We start from the raw sequence: 19775 nt of genomic DNA, 5'->3' as shown, positions 1-19775 counted from the left end.
GTCGAGCCTGGAGACCCTACTGGTTGCCGTGCAGCTCGGCGTTGAGCTCGATGCCCTTGCCGCCGCGGGCCAGGGCCTCGACGGCGCCCGACTGCGAGTTGCGGCGGAACAGGACGTTCGAGGCGCCGGCGAGCTCGCGCGCGGAGATGATCCGGGGCTCGGCGAAGAGGCCGTGCTTGCCGGGGACGACCCCGCCCGAGGGCATGAGTGAGACCTTCGTGCCCGCCGTGAGGTAGAGGCCCGCCTCGACGACGCAGTCGTCGCCCAGCGGGATGCCGAGACCCGAGTTCGCGCCCAGCAGGCAGCGCTCGCCCAGGGCGACCTTCTGACGGCCGCCGCCGGAGAGCATGCCCATCGTCGAGGCGCCACCGCCGACGTCCGAGCCGTCGCCGATGACGACGCCCTGGGAGACGCGCCCCTCGATCATGGAGCGGCCGAGCGTGCCCGCGTTGTAGTTGACGAAGCCCGCGTGCATGACGGTCGTGCCCTCGGAGAGGTAGGCGCCGAGGCGCACGTTCGCGGCGTTGCCGATGCGCACGCCCGACGGCATGACGTAGTCGGCCATGCGGGGGAACTTGTCCACGGAGTTGACACGGATCGGGTGGCCCGCCCGCACGCGCAGGCGGGCGCGCGTCTCCTCGAAGCCCTCCGGGGAGCAGGGCCCCATCGAGGTCCACACGACGTTGGGCAGGCGGGAGAAGATCCCATCCAGGTTGACGGTGTTCGGCCTGGCGAGCCGGTGGGAGAGCACGTGGAGGCGCAGGTACGCGCCGGCGACGGTCTGCGGGGCGTCCTCGAGGTCCGCCCAGGTGCGCACGACCGTCGTGTGCACCTTGCGCGCCTCGTCGCGCGTCTCCATCGCGGAGAGCTGCTCCAGGAGGGCGGCGTCCCCGTCCTCGGGCTCGTCGCCGAGGCGCGGGCTCGGGTACCAGACGTCAAGGGTGTTTCCGTCATCGGTCACGGTCGCCAGACCGAGACCCCATGCGCTGCGAGTGGTCATGGATCACACGATACGGGACCCAGGTCCCCCGCGTCGCTGAATGGTCGAAGAGCGGCCGTGCGAGAATCGCGCCCATGGCGCGAACCACGATCCACCTCATGAGGCACGGCGAGGTCCACAACCCCGAGGGCGTCCTGTACGGCCGCATGAGCGGCTACCACCTCTCCGCCCTCGGGCACCGCATGGCCGCCCAGGTGGCCGACGTCCTCACCGCCTCGGACCACGACATCGCCGCCGTCATCACCTCGCCCCTCGAGCGCGCCCAGGAGACCGGCGCGCCCACGGCCGCCGCCTACGGCCTCACGGCGACGACCGACTCGCGCCTCATCGAGGCGGGCAACCACTTCGAGGGCGTCGCCGTCAACCGCAACCGCTGGGTCCTCGCCCGCCCCGAGCACTGGCGCTACTACGTCAACCCGGCCCGGCCCAGCTGGGGCGAGCCCTACACGGAGATCGTCGAGCGCATGAGCGGCGCGATCCGCGACGCGATCGGGCAGGTCGAGGGCCGCGAGGCGCTCCTCGTCTCCCACCAGCTGCCCGTCTGGACCACGCGCCTCTGGCTCGAGGGCCGCTCCTACCTCCACGACCCGCGCCGTCGCCAGTGCTCGCTGGCCTCCCTCACCTCCCTCACCTTCGACGGCCGCACCCTCGTTGGGCTGGCCTACTGGGAGCCCGCCGGTGACCTCCTGCGCTCCGCCGAGGACATGGTCCCGGGCACCTCCGCCGCTGCTGAGAAGATCGGGGACGGCTCCGGCGCGGAGACCCGGGCGTGAGCGAGCCTGCCGGCGGCGGCCGCGTCCCCGTCCCCGCCGGCGGACGCGCCGCGGGCGCCGCGCGCCCGACGCCTCAGCGCCCCTGGACCGGGCAGGACTTCGTCTGGTGGAACACCGCCGGGGTCCTCACGGCCCTCGCGAGCGGGCACCGGCCCAACCCCGTCTCACCCGTCGTCGACCCCGTGCGCCGCGCCTTCGCCACCGACGAGGTCATGCTCGCCACCTGCGACGCCGAGATGCTCATGTACGGACGCGGCGACGCCAGCTACAACCCCTCGCGCGGCTTCTTCCTCGCCGGCGGACCCGTCGGCCTCGCCCTCACGGCCGCCTTCTTCGGCGGCCAGGCCTACATGAACTCCCGCCGCAAGAAGGCCGCCGAGGCCGACGCCGTCGAGCGCTGGCGCTCCGTCGCCCGCGCCCGCCTCACGGTCTCCACCCACGCCATCTACCTGGGCACGGGGGAGGGGATCCTCCCGATCTCCTACGCCGACGTCCAGGAGGTCCAGCTCACCGCCCCGGGCGAGGTCGTCATGGCCGCGTCCAACGCCAACGGCTCCGCCCGCTGGAAGCTCCGCGGGCAGTGGGCCGAGCTCATCCTCGTGCTCTGGGCCGCCCGCTACATGCCGGACCACCCGCAGGTCCTCGGGCGCACCTGGCTGCCCGCCGACTGGTTCGTGCACGCCGCCGCCCACGGCTACGACGTCGACACGAGCCGCTGGCCACGCTGGAACCCGAACACGCTGCGCTGAGGGGCGCCTCAGGACTCGCTCTCGTCCCCGGGGTCGTCCTCGTGCCGACGCCGGCGGATGTCCTCCTCGAGCCCCCGCAGGAACTCCGGGTCGTCGTCGGGCGCGACCGGGCGCGGGCGCTCGGGACGGTGGAATCGCGTGCCCTCCGAGGAGGACCAGACGGTCGGCTCGACGGCGCCGCCGCGCTCCTCAGCCGCCTTGACGCGGCTGACGATGATCCACGCGATCGGTCCCACGCCGGTCACCATGACGATGATGACGACCCAGAGGAGCTTGGGCATCCGGGCCGGCATCGACTCGTCGGGCGTGCGCGCGCAGTCGAGGAGGGCGTAGATGGTCAGGGCGAGGACCAGGACCGTGAGTGCGACGCGCATAGCCGCATCCTACGGGCGTGCCCGCGCCTCCCGGCTACCCCGGTCCGCGGTGACCTGTGCGACCCTGGACCGGTGACGGACACGGAGCAGACGGACTCGCAGGCGGCGGCGCGGGCCGCCCACGCACCGGGAGCTGAGGACGCAGCGGCACCAGTGGCTGCCCCGACGCGGCCGCGCACCGGTCCTCTCTCCGGGCGCGCGCTGGACCTCTGCGTCGGCGGCACCCGGCCCGAGGACGTCAGCCTCCTCATGAGCGCCCTCACCTCCGTCCTCGCCTCGCGCGGGCTGCTCGACGCCCTCGGCCCCCAGGAGGTGGCGGCCGTTCCCGCCGGGCCGCGGCTCCTCCTCGTGCCGGTCGGCCCCGCTGAGGACCCCGGCGACGTCGAGGCCGACCTGCGGGCGCGCGTCGACGCCGTCCCGGAGTCCGCCGACCTCGTCCTGCGCACCTCGGGCTCCACCACCGGCACGGGCTCCCTCGTCGCCATGAGCGCCGCCGCGCTCGCGGCCTCGGCCCGGGCCACGCACGCTCGCCTCGGCGGCGCGGGCACCTGGGTCCTCGCCCTGCCGGCGCACCACGTCGCCGGTCTCCAGGTCCTCGTCCGGTCCGTCCTCGCCGGCACGCGCCCCGTCGTCGTCGACACCTCCGGCGGCTTCCACCCCGCCGACCTCGCCGAGGGGCTGCGCCGGGCCCGCGCCCAGGCCGGCCCAGAGCCCGTCGGTCGTGTCTACGTCTCCCTCGTCCCCACCCAGCTTCTCCAGGTCCTCGCCGACGCCGACGCGACCGCCGCGCTCGCGGACGCCGACGCGGTCCTCCTCGGCGGCGCCGCGGCGGACCCGGGACTCCTTGAGCGCGCCCGCGCTGCCGGTGTCCGCGTCCTCACCACCTACGGCATGAGCGAGACCGGCGGCGGCTGCGTCTACGACGGCCTCCCGCTCGACGGCGTCACCGTGAGCATCGAGGAACCCGATGACGAGGGCGTCGGCCGCGTCGTCCTCGCCGGACCCGTCCTCGCCGAGGGCTGTCTCGCCGGCGGCGGCGCCACCGCCTTCCGCGAGGCCGCTCCCGTCACCGCTCCAGGTGTGGACGGACCCCGCCGCGAGGTCCTCACGGCCGACCGGGGCAGGCTCGTCACCGCAGCCGACGGCGTCGCGCGGCTCGAGGTCCTCGGCCGGCTCGACGACGTCATCGTCACCGGTGGGATCAAGGTCGAGCCGCGCGCCGTCGAGGAGGTCCTGACCCGCCTCGACGGCGTGGCGCAGGCCTGCGTCGTCGGCCTCCCGGACGCCCGCTGGGGGCGGCGCGTCGTCGCCGCCGTCGTCCCGGAGACCGGCAGGACGCTCGACGGCGAGGCGCTGCGGGACGCGGCTCGCGCCCTCCTCGACGGCGCCCACGCGCCGAAGGAGGTCGTCGTCCTGGACGCGCTGCCGGTGCGCGGCCCGGGCAAGGTCGACCGCCGAGCCGTCGCGACCCTCGTCGCCGAGGCATGACCTCGCCCGCCGCCGTCTGACGCCGTCTGACGCCGCCTGCCGCGAGCACCGCGGCACCCGGCGCACCGAGATCGAACGGTGGACTGCCAGATCGACACCTCATCGTTCGATCTCGGCTCCTGCCGTTCGATCTCGGCGGTGGGTCGGCCGGTGCTGGCGAGCGGTAGGCTCCCAGGTCGCCGCCACCGTGCAGGAAGGACCCCATGAGCACCCCAGCAGTCCCCGACGCCCCCGCGCCGCGCGAGCCCCGTGCCACGAGCTGGGCGGAGGTCGTCCGCCTGCGCACACTGCCCGCCGCCGTCGCCCCCGTCATCCTCGGGGGCGGTGCCGCCGCGGCGCTCGGTGGCTTCTCCCTGCCGCGCACCCTGCTGGCGGCCGGCGTCGCCCTCGCCCTGCAGATCGGCTGCAACCTCGCCAACGACTACTCCGACGGCGTGCGCGGCACCGACGACGGCCGCACCGGACCGCCGCGCCTGACCGCCTCGGGCGACGTCTCGCCGCGCGCGGTCAAGCTGGCCGCCTTCGGATGCTTCGGTCTCGGTGGGCTCCTCGGCCTCGTGCTCCTGGCCCTGTCCGGGCAGTGGTGGATGCTCGCCCTCGGCGCAGCCGCGATCGCCGCCGCCTGGTACTACACGGGCGGCTCCCACCCCTACGGCTACGCGGGCTTGGGCGAGGTCTTCGTCTTCGTCTTCTTCGGCCTCATGGCGACCACCGGCACCACCTATGTGCAGACCGGGGCGGTCCCGGGATGGCTGTGGGTGGCGGCCTGCGGAATCGGCCTCATCGCCTGCTCGCTGCTCATGGTCAACAACCTGCGTGACATCGAGACGGACCCCGCGCACGGCAAGCGCACCCTGGCGGTGCGACTCGGTGACCAGGGCGCCCGGACCTCGTTCGTCGCGATGATCTGCCTGCCCGTGCTTCTCGCCGTCATCGCGCTGGGCTGGGCCCGGGCCGCGGACTCGCGCACCGGCGACGGCACCGCCCTGGGCGGCGGGATCCAGCTCCTCGTCGTGCTGGTCGTCCTCGTCTGGATGGCCCGGAAGGTGACGCGCATGGTCCTCGCAGGCGCCAAGGGACGAGCCCTCATCCCCGCCCTGCGCGACGCGGGTCTCTTCGAGCTCGTCTACGGCGTCGTCGTCGGGATCGCCCTCGTCACCGTGACGGCGGCCTGAGGCCCTGGCCCCTCCATCCATCCGGCCGAGGTCGGCTGATCTCCGCGCCGAGGTCGGTCGGTCTCCGAGCGCGGCTCCGTCTTGCGGTCAGGACGTCCCGATCTCGAGGTCAGGATGTCCCGATCTCGGGAACGAGGAACGCCCGCCGCTCCTTGCCGGAGCGGCGGGCGTCGTCTGTGCCAGGGGCTCGCGCGACGGACTCAACGGGTCGCGGCGGAGAGAGGAACCTCGGCGTCGGGCTCGTGGGTGATGCGGTTGCGCAGGTCGCGGCGGACGATCTCGATGGACCACATCCACACGACGTGGCCGAGGGACTCCGAGAAGTGCTCCGACCAGCTCTGGGGGCCGTACTGGTTGATCCCGGTGCGGGCGACGTCGGCCCACGGGAACGGGGTCGGGGCCCAGTGGAGCAGCGGCATGACGATGATGTGCGCGCCGATCCACACGGCGAGGCCGAAGGCGGCGCCCTGCCAGAGCTTGACCCGCGGGAAGTACTCGGCCAGCACGCAGTAGAGGATGCCGAAGACGATCGCGAAGCTGAAGTGGACGATGAAGGACGTGATCGGCAGGTCCGTGTGGCTGAAGGACACGGTCGCGTGGGACTGGGCGTGGCTCATGCCGAACCACTCGAGCATGGCCTGTGGCGGGTTGGTGAGCTGGCGCTCGGGGGTGCGAGGCGGGAAGGGGACCTCCCAGCCGAACTTGACGATGGCGGAGAAGGTTCCGGCGATGAGGCCGACGAGGGCGGCGACGCCGAGACGGCGGCGGGGGCTCTGGGTCATCGGGCCGGTGATCTTGAGGATCGAGGCGGGCATGGGTGCCTCCAGCGTGGGAGCGGCGGGGCCGTTCGGGATGGGGGAGGAAGGTGCCCACGGGGGGCACGTCCTCGTGGGCGAGCCGACTCTGTCACGGAACAGTCTCGAGGTAAACGTCCGATGACCGTGAGAAACCCCGGACGTGGTGTGGGACGAAAGCCCAGGAATCCCGGGTGGGAGAGAGCAACGGGGACGACCTCAGGCGAAAATGTCACGGAGCGTGCGCCGGGCGTCCTGCGCCCGCGGGCGCCGTGACTGACGCCGAGCCCCCGTGCGCCCGGGGTCAGAAGTAGTACGGGAAGGGCGACCAGTCCGGCTCGCGGCGCTCGAGGAAGGCGTCGCGCCCCTCGACCGCCTCGTCCGTCATGTACGCCAGGCGCGTCGCCTCCCCGGCGAACACCTGCTGCCCGGCCAGGCCGTCGTCGGCCAGGTTGAAGGCCAGCTTGAGCATCCGGATCGCCTGCGGGGACTTCCCGGTCACGGTGCGCGCCCACTCCAGCGCCGTCGTCTCGAGCTCCGCGTGCGGGACCGCCTCGTTGACGACGCCCCATCGCTCCGCGGTCTGCGCGTCGTAGGTCCGGGCAAGGAAGAAGATCTCGCGGGCGCGCTTGTCGCCCACCTGCCGCGCCAGGAGCGCCGAGCCGTAGCCGGCGTCGAAGGAGCCGACGTTGGCGTCCGTCTGCTTGAAGCGGGCGTGCTCGATGGACGCCACGGACAGGTCGCACACGACGTTGAGCGAGTGCCCGCCCCCCGCCGCCCAGCCGGAGACGGCCGCGATGACGACCTTCGGCATGGTCCGGATGAGCCGCTGGACCTCGAGGATGTGGAGACGACCCGCGCGCGCGGCGTCGACCCGGGCGCGCCGGGCAGCGACCTCGGCGTCGTGCTCGTCGGCCTGCGGGAGGTCGGCGCCGTCGGTGCCGCTCCCGACGCCGTCGGTGGACTCGTAGTGGTAGCCGTCCCGCCCGCGGATCCGCTGGTCCCCACCCGAGCAGAAGCCCCAGCCGCCGTCCTTGGGGGAGGGGCCGTTCCCGGTGAGGACGACGGCGCCGACGTCGCCGCTCATCCGCGCGTGGTCGAGCACACGGTAGAGCTCGTCGACCGTGCGGGGACGGAAGGCGTTGCGCAGCTCCGGGCGGTCGATGGCGACCCGCACGACCGGCAGGTCCCGCACCCAGCTCCCCTGAGCGTCGCGCTCGCAGCCGCGGTGGTAGGTGACGTCCGTGAGCGTGAGGCCGGAGGCGACGTCGTCACCCGACGGGACCGCGGCACCGCCGTCGGCTCCCGGCAGCGGGTGCCGGGCGTGACGGAAGCCCCCGACCTCCCGCCAGACGCTGGGGTCGAAGATCGCGGAGACGCGGGCGGGGACCGGATGCTGCTGCGACATGCCGCCAGACTACGGGCCCTTCGTCCCGTGGGCTTCCGGCATGTTGCACGCCGTCTCGTTACCCTGGGGCGCATGCAGACGAGCGAGGCAGTCACACGTCCAGCAGCCGCGACCACCGCCGCGAGCGAGCGCGCCTTCATCCCGGCGAGCCAGGGAGGCGGCCAGGTCTGCTCGGAGACGGGCCGCCTGCGCGAGGTCATCGTCCACCGCCCAGGTGCCGAGATCGCTCGACTCACCCCGATCAACGCCGACAGCCTGCTCTTCGACGACGCCCTGTCCGTGCGCCGCGCGCAGGCCGAGCACGACGCCTTCACCGCGATCCTGCGGGCCGAGGGCGCCCTCGTCCACGACTTCCGCGACCTCCTCGTCGAGTCCCTCGACTACCCCGAGGCTCGCGCGCTCGTTCTCGAGGAGACCGTCGGCCCTCTCGCCGTCGGCGTCTCCACCTCGGAGGTCCTCACCGACTACCTCTCCGGCCTGCCCTCCGCCGAGCTCGCCGAGGTCCTCATCGCCGGCATCACCCGCACCGAGCTGCGCGAGCGCCTCACCCCCGCCGACGCCGAGGTCCTCTTCTCCACGACCTTCCTGTCCACCCTCGAGGGCCAGTTCGTCATCACCCCGCTGCCGAACCACCTCTTCACGCGCGACACGACCGCCTGGCTCTACGGTGGCAAGCACGTCAACACGATGGCCCTCGGTCCCCGCCGACGCGAGGCCGTCAACTACGAGGCCATCTACCGCTACCACCCGGCCTTCAAGGACCGCGGGATCCTCTGGTCCGAGCAGCACGGTGCCTCCCCGGCCACTGTCGAGGGCGGAGACTTCCAGGTCGTCGGCAACCGCTCCCTCGTCATGGGACTGTCCCGCCGCTCCTCCGCCGCCGGCGTCGAGCGCCTCGCGGCCCGTCTCTTCGCCGACGGCGTCGCCGACCGCCTCATCGGCGTCCACATGCCCGACCAGGCGTTCTACACGGAGCTCGAGGCCGTCATGCACCTCGACACCCTCATGACGAAGGTCGCACCGGACACCTACCTGCGCTTCCCCGGCTTCAACGACGTCACGACCGTCGAGATCGAGCCCGGCGCCGCGCACGGATCCTCCAAGGACGCCGTCGAGGTCGGCGGCGGTCGCCGCGCCTCGCTGCACGTCACCGTCCACGACGGCTCCGAGATGGACACCGTCCTCGCGCGCGCCGCCGGCATCGACTCCTTCCGCATCATCAGCCCGGACATGAGCGACGAGGCGGAGGCGCTGCGCGAGCTGGCTCGCGACTCCTGCAACGTCGTCGCCGTCGCCCCGAACCGCGTCATCGGCTACGCCCACAACGCCCGCGCCAACGACGCGCTGCGCCAGGCCGGGATCGAGGTCATTGAGACCCCCGGCGTCGAGCTCGTCCGCGGCCGCGGCGGCTCGCACTGCATGACCTGCCCGGTCACGCGCGACGCCGTCTGACGGCCCTCCACGGGGGATCCCGCCCCTCCCGGTCCTGCTCCGCCCTGGTCCATACTGGGACGTCGTCCTGAGCGCCTACGATGCGTCCGGACCACCGCCTGAAAGGACCCCCGTGACCACCTCGTCGACCAGCTTCGAGATCCCCGCGCCCGACGCCGCCGTCCTGGCCGCCCTCAAGGGCCGCTCCTTCCTCCGCGAGCTGGACTTCACGCCGGAGGAGTGGATGACCTTCATCCAGCTCGCCGCCCAGCTCAAGGCGGACAAGAAGTCCGGCCGCGAGACCCAGCACCTCACCGGTAAGAACGTCGCCCTCATCTTCGAGAAGACCTCGACCCGGACCCGCTGCTCCTTCGAGGTCGGTGCCCACGACCAGGGCGGTCACACCACCTACCTCGACCCCTCCGGCTCCCAGATGGGCCACAAGGAGTCCGTCGCGGACACCGCCCGCGTCCTGGGCCGCATGTTCGACGGTATCGAGTACCGCGGCGACGACCAGTCCAAGGTCACCGAGCTCGCCGAGCTCTCCGGCGTCCCCGTGTGGAACGGCCTCACGGACGACTGGCACCCCACCCAGATGCTCTGTGACACCCTCACCATGATCGAGCACGCCGGCAAGCCCGCCGGCGAGATCTCCTACGCCTACGTCGGCGACGCCCGCTTCAACATGGGCCGTTCCCTCCTCGTCAACGGCGCCCTCATCGGTGCGGACGTCCGCGTCGTCGCCCCCAAGGAGCTGTGGCCCGACGAGGAGTGCGTCGCGCAGGCCCGCCGCGTCGCCGAGACCACCGGCGCCACCGTCACCCTCACCGAGGACGTCGCCGAGGGCGTCGCCGGCGTCGACTTCGTCCACACCGACATCTGGGTCTCCATGGGCGAGCCCAAGGAGGTCTGGGACGAGCGCATCGCGCTGCTCAAGCCCTACCAGGTCAACGCCTCCCTCATGGAGAAGGCGGGCGCGCAGGCGAAGTTCATGCACTGCCTGCCCGCCTACCACGACCGCGACACCGTCATCGGTGAGCAGCTCTTCGAGTCCACCGGCATGGAGGGCATCGAGGTCACCGACGACGTCTTCGAGTCCGAGCGCTCCATCGTCTTCGACCAGGCCGAGAACCGCATGCACACCATCAAGGCCGTCATGGTGGCGACCCTGGGCGAGTGACCACCTCCAACCCCCTCGACCGCAGCACCCCGACCTTCCCGGCGCCCGGCCACCGCGCCGGCGCCGGGGAGGCCGGGGTGCGCCCCGGCGAGCACGCCGACGGTCCCGAGGGCGCGCCCGGGACCGACGCCGGCGAGCTCGACCTGGCGGCCCTGCGTCCCCTCGACCCCACCGGACTCCTCGAGGACGTCGACCGCGCCGTCGTCTGGGAGACGGCCATGCGCACCCGCTTCCGAGGCCTCACCCGCCGTGAGGGCCTCCTCCTCCACGGCCCCGCCGGCTGGGGCGAGGTCGCCCCGTTCTGGACGTACGACGCCGCCGCCTCCGCACCCTGGCTCGCCGCCGGGCTCGAGGCCGCCACGCGCGACGACGCCGACCTGCCCGCCCACCGCGAGTCGGTCCCCGTCAACGTCACCGTCCCCCAGGTCGACGCCGAGCGCGCCCGCGAGATCGTCCTCGCCTCCGGCGCCACGACCGCCAAGGTCAAGATCGCCGGCTACCGCCTCGGCACGGACGCCGCAGCAGGCTCCGGCCGCGGCGAGGAGGGCGCCGCACGCGCCCGCGACCTGGCGCGCCTCGAGGCCGTCCGCGACGCCCTCGGCCCCGGTGGCCGCGTGCGCGTCGACGTCAACGGCGCCTGGGACCTGGACACGGCGCTCGCCCTCCTGCCCGAGGTCGACCGCGCCGCCGGCGGCCTCGAGTACGCCGAGCAGCCCGTCATGGACGTCGAGGACCTCGCGGTGCTCCGCCGAGCCGTCGACGTTCCCCTCGCCGCCGACGAGTCGATCCGACTCAGCCACGATCCCCTCGCCGTCCGGCGCCTGGCCGCGGCCGACGTCGCCGTCCTCAAGGTCGCCCCGCTCGGCGGCGTCCGGCGCGCGCTCGCGCTCGCCGAGGCGCTCGGCCTTCCTGCCGTCGTCTCCTCCGCGCTGGACTCCAGCGTGGGCGTCGGGAGGGGTGCCCAGCTCGCCGCCGCGCTGCCCGTCCTCGACCACGCCTGCGGCCTCGGCACCGTCGCGCTCGCGGTCGACGACGTGCGCGACGAGCCCGCGCTCTCGGTGGACGGCGCGCTCGCCGTCGGCCGGTGGGAGCCCCAGCCCGGCGCCCTCGCGCGCGTCACCGCCTCCTCGGAGACCGCCGCCCGCTGGACCGAGCGCCTCAGCGGGATGCTCGCCGCCCTCGCGGAGCGCCGCTCCCGCGAGTCCACCGACCCCGCTGCCGCCCTCGCCGGAGTATTTCTGTGACCAGCACCGTCCCGTCCTCCATCGCCACCGCCCGCGACGTCGTCACGGCCCTCGTCTCCGGGGGCGTCCGCCTCGTGCTCCTCGCCCCCGGGTCCCGCTCGGCCCCCTTCGTCCCCGTCCTCGCCGAGGCTGAGGAGCGCGGTCTCCTCGCCGTGCGCGTCCTGCTCGACGAGCGCAGCGCCGGCTTCGCCGCCGTGGGCGCCGGACGCGCCGCGCTCCTCGCCGGGGAGCGCCGTCCCACCGCCGTCATCACCACGTCCGGCACCGCCGTCGGGAACCTCCATCCGGCCGTCCTCGAGGCCGACGCCGCCGGCGTCCCGCTCCTCATCGTGTCCGCCGACCGCCCGCACGAGCTCGTCGGCACCGGTGCCAACCAGACGACCCAGCAGGCCGGGCTCTTCTCACCCGCCCTGCGCGCCACCGTGGACCTGCCCGCGGACCTTCCCGTCGACCTCGGCGGGGCCGCCGGCCGCAGCGCCGTCACCGGCCTCGTCCGTCGGGCCGTCGACGCCGCGACGGGCCGGCTGTCGAACGATCCGGGGCCCGCGCAGGTCAACGTGCGCCTGCGTCCGCCGCTCGCCCCGGCCGCGGGGGAGGACCTGCCCGCCCTGCTCGACGGCGTTGAGAGCCGGACCAAGATCCGGCTCGCCGGACGCGTCACGGGTGGAGCCGGTCGCTTCGCCGACGCGGAGGCCGGCGCCTCCGCGAGTGACTCACCGGCACCGACCGCGGCCCCCTCGCCGGCCCGCGACGAGCGCGGCGTCATCGTCGTCGGCGACTGCCCGGAGCCCCTCGGGGCGCTCGCCGCCCGCCTCGCCCGGGACCTCGGCTGGCCCCTCCTCGCCGAGCCCAGCTCGGGCGCCCGCCACGCCGCCGGCGCCCTGCCCCGCTACGCCGAGCTCCTCGGCACCTCCGACGGCGCCGGGCTCACGGCCCGTACCGAGCACGTCCTCGTCCTCGGGCACCCGAGCCTCACCCGCCCCGTCAGCGCCCTCCTCGCGCGCAACGACGTTCCCGTCGACGTCCTCGTGCACACCGCCCGCTGGACGGACACGGCCGGCACCGCTGCGCGCGTCCTGCCCGTCACCCTGGGCGTCACGACCTCTGAGGACGTCATCGGGGCGCTCGGCCTCGCCGCCGCACCGGCCGCCTGGGCGGGGGAGTGGGAAGACGCCGTTGCCGCCCTCACGGTCGCCCCCGCTCTCCTCCCCGAGGACGCCGCCGCTCCCTCCGCGCTCACCGCGGACGCCGCGGCCCTCGCGGTCTGGCGCGCGGCCGCGCACGCCGGGGCCCCGCTGCTCGTCCTCGGCTCCTCGATGCCGATCCGGCGCCTCGACCGCCTTGCCCCCGCCGGCGACGGAGCCCCCGTCGCCGCCCTCGCCAACCGTGGCCTGGCCGGCATCGACGGCACCATCGCCACCGCGCTGGGAGCCCACCTCGCCTCGGGACGGCCCGTGCGCGCTCTCGTCGGCGACCTCACGTACCTCCACGACGCCATGAGCCTGTCCCGGGGACGGCTCGAGTCCGAGCCCGACCTCCAGGTGGTCGTCCTCGACGACGCCGGCGGCGGCATCTTCTCCACGCTGGAGTACCCGGCGGTCACGCCGGCCCCCGTCATGAGCCGCTACTTCTCCACCCCGCAGGTCGCCGACGCCGGAGCCCTCGCCGAGGCCCTCGGGGCGCGGGTCGAGCGCCCGAGGGACCTCGCGGAGCTCGAGGCGCTCCTGGCGGAGCCGGTGCGCGGGCTGTCAGTGCTCCACGTGCGCCTCTGAGGGGCCCGGGACGGTGCCGTGGTGCGTCGTCCCGCGGGACCGCACTGCGGTCACTCGGCCCGCGCGGCACCCCGACGGGAGGAGACTCACATGCCAGGCTCAGGCTTCACAGGTCGGTCCCAGACAGGGGTCGGAAACGGTCCAGGCTCCCGCGTGAGGCTTCAGCCATCTTGACGCACGGGCCCGGCCCGAGGAGGACACATGAGCACCCGAGACGACGACGCGATCCAGCCCACGAGCCCCCGTTTCAGCCGCGAGGCCGCGCAGGAGGCCGCCGGCCGCACCGACCAGGACGCCGAGCACGCGACCGGACAGCAGACCGGACAGGCGCCGGCCACCGGGGAGACCCGGAAGGCCCCGCAGCCGCCCGTCGGCGGGTCCGCCGCGCAGCAGGCCCCGGCCGTCCCGCCCACGGCCTCCACCGCCGCGGACCCGCGCCACGACACCAGCCGCTTCGACGTCACCCCGTTCCGGCAGGGCGCCGCGTCGTCGCCCTACCGCAGCGCCCCGAGCGGGCCGGCCGGCTACGACCTCTCCCACCGCACCAGCCCGTACGTCTCCTCGGCACCGGGCTACGCCACCGCGGCCTCTGCCCCCTACGCGGGCTCCGCGGCATCCGCCGGCTCCACCGCCCCCGCCGCCCAGCCTGGCGGACCCGGGCAGCCGCCGAACAACGGCTACCCGACCGGAAGCGCCTCGGACTCCTCAGCGCCGCGCCGTCGCAAGCAGCGTCGCGGGCCGGGGTGGGGCGGCGTCATCGCCGCGACGCTCGCCGCCGCCGTCCTCGCCTCCGGCGGCACCGCCGTCGCCGTCCACTCGCTCGACGGGGACTCCAGCTCGTCGACCGCCGCGGCGACGAGCCACGCCACGAGCCTCGCGACCGGCTCGACGACCAAGACCGTCTCCTCCACCCAGGCCGCTCCCGACTGGGAGGCCGTCACGACGGCCGTCGGCAACGCCGTCGTCTCCATCACCGTCCAGACCTCCTCGGGCACCGCGGAGGGCTCCGGCGTCATCTATGACTCGTCCGGCCACGTCATCACGAACAACCACGTCGTCGACGGCGCAACCCAGATCCAGGTCACCCTCGCCGATGGGCGCATCTACTCCGCCAAGGTCACGGGCACCGACCCCGCCACCGACCTCGCCGTCGTCGAGCTCGAGAAGGCCCCGAGCGACCTCATGGTCGCCCAGTTCGGGGACTCGGACTCCGTGGCCACCGGCGAGGACGTCATGGCCATCGGCAACCCCCTCGGCCTGTCCTCGACCGCCACGACCGGCATCGTCTCGGCCCTCAACCGTCCCGTCGTCACGACGACCTCGGAGTCCGACTCCTCCCAGGGCCAGTCCTCCGGCGGCCTCGGTGACCTCTTCGGCCAGTCGCAGGACCAGTCCCAGAGCCAGTCGCAGTCCTCGGCCGACTCGAGCGTCTACACCAACGCGATCCAGATCGACGCGGCGATCAACCCCGGCAACTCCGGCGGTCCCCTCTTCGACGAGTCCGGCAAGGTCATCGGCATCACGAGCTCCATCGCCTCGATGAGCTCGTCGTCCTCCTCCGAGTCCGGCTCCATCGGCATCGGCTTCGCGATCCCCTCGAACCTCGTCCAGAAGGTCGCCGACCAGCTCATCAAGTCCGGCACGGCCACGCACGCCTACCTCGGCGTCTCCATCGGCGACGCCTCGGCCTCGGTCGACGGAGCCACCCGCGCCGGCGCCGAGGTCGGCTCCGTCGAGTCCGACTCGCCGGCCTCCAAGGCCGGGCTCAAGGAGGGCGACGTCATCACGGCGATCGACGGCAAGCCGACGACCCAGGCGGCGGCGCTCACCGGCTTCGTGCGCCAGTACTCCGCGGGCGACACGGTCACGCTCACCGTCATCCGCGACGGCAAGGAGCAGGAGGTCAAGGCGACCCTCTCGGAGCGCAAGGACTCCTGAACCCGGGCCGCGCGCGGTTCCCGGCGCCGCGACGAAGGACTCCGCCGTCCTCTCCTCGCAGGAGAGGGCAGCGGAGTCCTTCGTGGTTCCGGACGTTCGGGGGAGCCGGTGGGGCGGTGGACGAGTCAGTCCGTCGGGGCGCCGAGGGCCTCGAGGACGGGGCGCATCTTGGCGCGCGTCTCCGCGAGCTCGTCGCGGGGGTCCGATCCGGGCATGATCCCGCCCCCGCCGAAGACGCGGGCGGGTGACGACGGCCCGATCTCGGTCGCGGTGAGGCGTGCGCTGCGCAGGGCGATGCCCCACTCGCCCTCGCCGTGCCAGTCGACCCAGCCGACGGGGCCCGCGTAGCGGCCCCGGTCCATCCCCTCGACCTCCTCGATGATCCGGGCGGCCGAGGGCGTCGGCGCACCGCACACGGCGGCCGTCGGGTGGAGGGCCCGGACGAGGGAGAGCGCTCCGGTGTCCCCGGCGACGACGCCGGTGACGTCGGAGGCGAGGTGGAGGACGTTCGGGAGCGTGAGGACGAAGGGCTCCGGCGCCTCCACCACGGAGCACAGGGGGGCGAGGGCGTGGACCGCCGAGGCCCTGGCGAGCTCGTGCTCCTCGCGGTTCTTCCCGGACCGCGAGAGCCAGGCGGCGAGGTCCTCGAGCACGTCGGTCGTCGGAGCGGCGTCCTCGCCGGTCGGCGAGACGCCGGGGCCGGTCGCGACCGAGGCCCCGGCCGCGTCGTGGCGCCGCGCCGTCCCCGCGAGGACTCGTGAGAAGAGCCGGCGGCCCTCGAGGCGGACGAGCAGCTCCGGGGTCGCCCCGATCATGCCGTCGACGGCGAAGGTCCAGCACGAGGGGTAGTGACGGGCGAGGTGGCCGAGGACGGTCCCCGTGGCGAGACCGCGCGTGGGCCGCACGACGACGTCCCGAGCCAGGACGACCTTGCGGGCCTCACCCTCGGCCATCCGGCGCCGGGCCTCGACGACGGCCTCGCACCAGGCCTCGTCGCTCAGCGCGCCGGGGGAGACCTCGGCGGTCTCCTGGCGCTCCGCGGCGGCACGGTGGAGGCGCGCGGTGGACACGAGAGCGGGCAGGAGCGCCCCGGGGTCGGGGTGCTCCTCGCCCTCGGCGACGGCCGTGGTGATCCAGCTCCCCTCGTCGTCGAGGCCGATGAGGATCCGCGGCACGATGAGGGCCGATCGCTCGGCGGAGGCGGGGGAGAAGGTGATGGTGCCGAGTGCCACCGGGCCCGTGCCGGGGCGGACGAGCGGGTCCTCCCACCAGGAGGCGTAGACGGTGGCGCGCCAGGCGGCGCGCAGCTCCTCGATCCGCTCCTCGCCGCGGGCGGAGATCTCGAGCGTCCGTCCGAGGGCGACGACGCCGCGGCCCTCGCGCACCCAGGAGGCGACGTCGCCGTGGGACTCGAGGAGGTCGATGAGTGTAAGCGGGGTGCCGGGGTCCTCCGGGATCGGCGCGCCGTGGAGCTCACCGTCCTCACCCTGTCGGGGCAGGGCGAGGGAGCCGTCAGGGAGGGCCGTCGTGCGGAAGGAGAGCCGGGGAGGCCGCGCGGCGACCTCGTCGGCCGGCCGGAACGCGGTGACGAGCGGGAAGGGGGAGACGGTCGACGGCGAGCTCCCGGTGCGGCGGGGGCGCGGGGAGGCGCTCACTGCTCGACGGGGCGCGTCGCGCGGTGGACCGCGACGATGCCGCCGGAGAGGTTCTTGTAGCCGACGCCGCGCCACCCGGCCTCCTGCATGAGGGAGGCAAGCCGCTTTTGGTCCGCCCAGTCGACGATCGACTCCCCGAGGTAGGAGTAGGCCTCCGTGTTGGAGGAGACGAGGCGCCCGGCGGCGGGCAGGGCCGTGCCCAGGTAGAAGCGGTAGAGCTCGCGGAAGGGCCTCAACACGGGTTGGGAGAACTCGGCGATGACGATCCGTCCACCGGGTCGGGTGACGCGGAGCATCTCCGAGAGCGCCTTGACGGTGTCCTGGACGTTGCGCAGGCCGTAGGAGATGGTGACGACGTCGAAGGACGCGTCGGCGAAGGGCAGGGCCATCGCGTCACCGGCGACGAACTCGATCTCGGGGTGGCGCGCCTTGCCCTCGGCGACCATTCCGGTCGAGAAGTCGCAGGCGACCACATCGGCGCCGTCGGCCGCGTACTCGACGGAGGAGGTGCCGGTGCCCGCGGCGAGGTCGAGCACGCGCGTGCCCGGACGAGCGCCGACGGCGCTCCGGGTGACCCGTCGCCACATGTGCACCTGCCACAGGCTCATGACGTCGTTCGTGAGGTCGTAGCGGCGCGCGACGGCGTCGAACATGCCCGCGACCTCGCGCGGGTCCTTGGCAAGGGTGGCTCGGCTCATGGACCCATCATGTCAGGCCGCGGAGGACGGGACGGTCGGCCGGGCGGCGCGGTCGACGGCGGCTCGGGGCGCGGGAAGGTCACGTGACCGGAGACCCACCTCACAAACGTGAAATCCGCAAGACCGAGGAGTGCTAAATACGTTCACGGGAACGAGACCCGGTCGTGACCGAACGGCTCGGGCCGCGGCGCCATGACGCCGAAAGGGCGCCACGGCCCGGCGGCTGCCGGACCGCCCGCGGCTCCTCGGTAGAGTCATGCGCGGCTCCGCCTGCCCGCGGGGCTCTCGGTCGCCGACCCAAGCGACCCCGCTCCCCATGAAGGAGGTGCACGAGCTCGTGTCCGACGCCCGCACGCCGCAGCCCCGCCAGGCCGCCCAGGCCACGCCGACGTCCGACGAGCCCGCCATGCGCACCCCCGCTCGTCCCGAGGACCTCACCGCCGACGTCGTCGTCGTCGGGGCCGGCCCCGCCGGCGCCTCCGCCGCCTACCACATGGCCCGCCTCGGTCTCGACGTCCTCCTCCTCGAGAAGAACGAGCTCGGCCGGGACAAGGTCTGCGGCGACGGCCTCACCCCCTCCGCGGTGTCCGAGCTCGCCCTCATGGGCGTCGACACCACCGGCTGGCAGCACAACGAGGGCCTTCGCGTCATCGGTGGCGGCCACATGCTCCACGTGCCGTGGCCCGAGCGCCCCTCGCTCCCGTCCTACGGCATGGCGCGCCGTCGCTCGCAGCTCGACCGGGACCTCGCCGAGCACGCCGCCGCTGTCGGCGCGCGCCTCCTCACCGGCGTCACCGTCACCGGCGCCGTCACCACCCCGACCGGGCGCGTCACCGGCGTCGAGGTGAAGCCCACCGCGCGCGTCGAGAACCCAGGCGTCGAGGCCCCCGCGACCGTCTCCGCCCCGCTCGTCGTCGACGCCGGCGGCGTCTCCGCCCGACTCGCCACCTCCGTGGGGCGCAGCAAGGACGAGCGCAAGCCGCTCGGCGTCGCCGTGCGCGCCTACTTCCGCTCGCCGCGCGCCGAGGACTCCTGGATGGAGTCCCAGCTCGAGCTGTGGGACGGCCCCGCGAACCGCTCCGACCTCCTGCCCGGCTACGGCTGGATCTGGTCCGTGGGCGACGGCCTGGTCAACGTCGGCCTCGGCTCCGTCTCCAGCCGAGCCGCCACGACCCGCATCGACTACAAGGCCGTCTTCAGCCGCTGGATGGAGAACTGCCCCGAGTCCTGGGGCTTCACCCCCGAGAACCAGGTCGGACGCCTCGCCTCGGCCGCCCTCCCGATGGCCTTCAACCGCAAGCCCCACTACGCTGACGGGCTCATGCTCCTCGGCGACGCCGGCGGCATGGTGTCCCCCTTCAACGGGGAGGGCATCGCCCAGGCGATCATGTCGGGCCGCTACGCCGCCCAGGCCGCCGCCCTCGCCTCCGCCCGCAGCACCGCCGCGGGGCGCGAGCTCGCGCTGGCGGAGTACCCTCGGGCCCTCGAGGCGCAGATGGGCGGCTACTACACGCTCGGACGCGTCTTCGTCTCACTCATCGAGCACCCCGAGGTCATGCGCCTGTGCACCCGCTACGGGCTGCCGCGCAAGCGCCTCATGCGGCTCGTGACCAAGCTCCTCTCGGACGGCTGGGAGCGCCGCGGCGGCGACCCCACCGACCACCTCATCCAGATCCTCTCGAGAATGGTGCCGGCAGCATGAACCCCTACGTCTCACTGCTCATCATGGCGGCGGTCGCGCTCGTCGTGGCCCTCGGCGGTCTCGCCCTCTCGGCCATCGTCAGCCCGAACAAGCGCAACAAGATCAAGACGCAGAACTACGAGTGCGGCATCGACCCGACGCCGACCAACACCGACCACGGCCGCTTCCCGGTCGCCTTCTACCTCGTCGGCATGACCTTCATCATCTTCGACGTCGAGGTCGTCTTCCTCTACCCGTGGGCCACGGCGTTCCACCGCCTCGGCTTCTTCGGGCTGAGCGCGGCCCTCGTCTTCATCGCCCTCATCACCGTGCCCTACCTCCTCGAGTGGCGCCGCGGCGGTCTCGACTGGGACTGACCGGCGCAGGCAAGACGGAGCGAAGGACCTACAGGAGC

General features: G+C 73.8%; 17 protein-coding genes. 11 read left to right on the top strand and 6 right to left on the bottom strand.

Annotation, left to right across the window (positions count from 1 at the left end):
• Positions 1-16 precede the first annotated feature (16 nt).
• Entirely contained in the window at positions 17-1000 is a 984-nt protein-coding gene (gene dapD, locus IXW69_RS01230; protein WP_194784553.1) for a 2,3,4,5-tetrahydropyridine-2,6-dicarboxylate N-succinyltransferase, read from the bottom strand.
• A 74-nt stretch (positions 1001-1074) separates the two neighbouring features.
• On the opposite strand from dapD, the gene IXW69_RS01225 reads away from it, so the two are divergent.
• Both IXW69_RS01225 and IXW69_RS01220 read left to right on the top strand, forming a co-directional pair.
• Entirely contained in the window at positions 1075-1773 is a 699-nt protein-coding gene (locus tag IXW69_RS01225) for a histidine phosphatase family protein (protein WP_194784552.1), read from the top strand.
• The gene (locus tag IXW69_RS01220; RefSeq protein WP_228524407.1) at positions 1770-2522 is read left to right on the top strand and encodes a hypothetical protein; all 753 of its coding nucleotides are present in this window, start codon (positions 1770-1772) and stop codon (positions 2520-2522) included. The genes IXW69_RS01225 and IXW69_RS01220 overlap by 4 nt, the downstream gene beginning before the upstream one ends.
• An 8-nt stretch (positions 2523-2530) precedes the next feature.
• Here the strand turns inward: IXW69_RS01220 and IXW69_RS01215 are convergent, their stop codons facing one another.
• Positions 2531-2896, bottom strand: coding sequence for a PLD nuclease N-terminal domain-containing protein (locus IXW69_RS01215; RefSeq protein ID WP_194784551.1), 366 nt, complete (start codon positions 2894-2896; stop codon positions 2531-2533).
• A gap of 72 nt (positions 2897-2968) precedes the next feature.
• Between IXW69_RS01215 and IXW69_RS01210 the strand changes: the two genes are divergently transcribed.
• Complete coding sequence (locus tag IXW69_RS01210) at positions 2969-4384, top strand: AMP-binding enzyme (RefSeq protein ID WP_323745100.1); 1416 nt, start codon at positions 2969-2971, stop codon at positions 4382-4384.
• Positions 4385-4587: 203 nt separating this feature from the next.
• Positions 4588-5559 (top strand): 1,4-dihydroxy-2-naphthoate polyprenyltransferase, encoded by a 972-nt coding sequence (locus tag IXW69_RS01205; protein WP_194784550.1) that lies wholly within the window; start codon positions 4588-4590, stop codon positions 5557-5559.
• Positions 5560-5759: 200 nt separating this feature from the next.
• Here IXW69_RS01205 and IXW69_RS01200 read toward each other — a convergent pair whose 3' ends face one another.
• Positions 5760-6374 (bottom strand): YagU family protein, encoded by a 615-nt coding sequence (locus tag IXW69_RS01200; RefSeq protein WP_194784549.1) that lies wholly within the window; start codon positions 6372-6374, stop codon positions 5760-5762.
• Between the two features lie 283 nt (positions 6375-6657).
• A complete protein-coding gene (locus IXW69_RS01195) occupies positions 6658-7761 on the bottom strand; it encodes a 1,4-dihydroxy-2-naphthoyl-CoA synthase (protein WP_194784548.1) in 1104 nt (367 codons plus the stop codon).
• A gap of 72 nt (positions 7762-7833) precedes the next feature.
• On the opposite strand from IXW69_RS01195, the gene IXW69_RS01190 reads away from it, so the two are divergent.
• From IXW69_RS01190 to IXW69_RS01170, 5 genes are all read left to right on the top strand, one after another.
• Positions 7834-9213: an arginine deiminase gene (locus IXW69_RS01190; protein ID WP_194784547.1), complete on the top strand. Its 1380-nt coding sequence runs from the start codon at positions 7834-7836 to the stop codon at positions 9211-9213.
• A 163-nt stretch (positions 9214-9376) separates the two neighbouring features.
• On the top strand, positions 9377-10372 hold the full coding sequence (gene argF, locus IXW69_RS01185; protein WP_228524497.1) for an ornithine carbamoyltransferase: 996 nt from the start codon (positions 9377-9379) through the stop codon (positions 10370-10372).
• On the top strand, positions 10369-11616 hold the full coding sequence (locus tag IXW69_RS01180) for an o-succinylbenzoate synthase (RefSeq protein ID WP_456048969.1): 1248 nt from the start codon (positions 10369-10371) through the stop codon (positions 11614-11616). Before argF ends, IXW69_RS01180 begins: the two co-directional genes overlap by 4 nt.
• On the top strand, positions 11613-13388 hold the full coding sequence (menD, locus tag IXW69_RS01175) for a 2-succinyl-5-enolpyruvyl-6-hydroxy-3-cyclohexene-1-carboxylic-acid synthase (protein WP_323745099.1): 1776 nt from the start codon (positions 11613-11615) through the stop codon (positions 13386-13388). Before IXW69_RS01180 ends, menD begins: the two co-directional genes overlap by 4 nt.
• Before the next feature lie 201 nt (positions 13389-13589).
• Entirely contained in the window at positions 13590-15326 is a 1737-nt protein-coding gene (locus IXW69_RS01170; RefSeq protein WP_194784546.1) for a S1C family serine protease, read from the top strand.
• Positions 15327-15451: 125 nt separating this feature from the next.
• Here the strand turns inward: IXW69_RS01170 and IXW69_RS01165 are convergent, their stop codons facing one another.
• Complete coding sequence (locus IXW69_RS01165; RefSeq protein ID WP_194784545.1) at positions 15452-16981, bottom strand: isochorismate synthase; 1530 nt, start codon at positions 16979-16981, stop codon at positions 15452-15454.
• Entirely contained in the window at positions 16978-17679 is a 702-nt protein-coding gene (locus IXW69_RS01160) for a demethylmenaquinone methyltransferase (protein ID WP_194784544.1), read from the bottom strand. Before IXW69_RS01160 ends, IXW69_RS01165 begins: the two co-directional genes overlap by 4 nt.
• A 406-nt stretch (positions 17680-18085) precedes the next feature.
• On the opposite strand from IXW69_RS01160, the gene IXW69_RS01155 reads away from it, so the two are divergent.
• Positions 18086-19381 (top strand): geranylgeranyl reductase family protein, encoded by a 1296-nt coding sequence (locus IXW69_RS01155; protein ID WP_194784602.1) that lies wholly within the window; start codon positions 18086-18088, stop codon positions 19379-19381.
• On the top strand, positions 19378-19737 hold the full coding sequence (gene ndhC, locus IXW69_RS01150; protein ID WP_194784543.1) for an NADH-quinone oxidoreductase subunit A: 360 nt from the start codon (positions 19378-19380) through the stop codon (positions 19735-19737). The genes IXW69_RS01155 and ndhC overlap by 4 nt, the downstream gene beginning before the upstream one ends.
• Positions 19738-19775 lie beyond the last annotated feature (38 nt).

Source organism: Actinomyces haliotis, assembly GCF_015355765.1.
GTDB lineage: Bacteria > Actinomycetota > Actinomycetes > Actinomycetales > Actinomycetaceae > Actinomyces > Actinomyces haliotis.
This window is presented reverse-complemented; position numbering and strand designations above follow the sequence as displayed.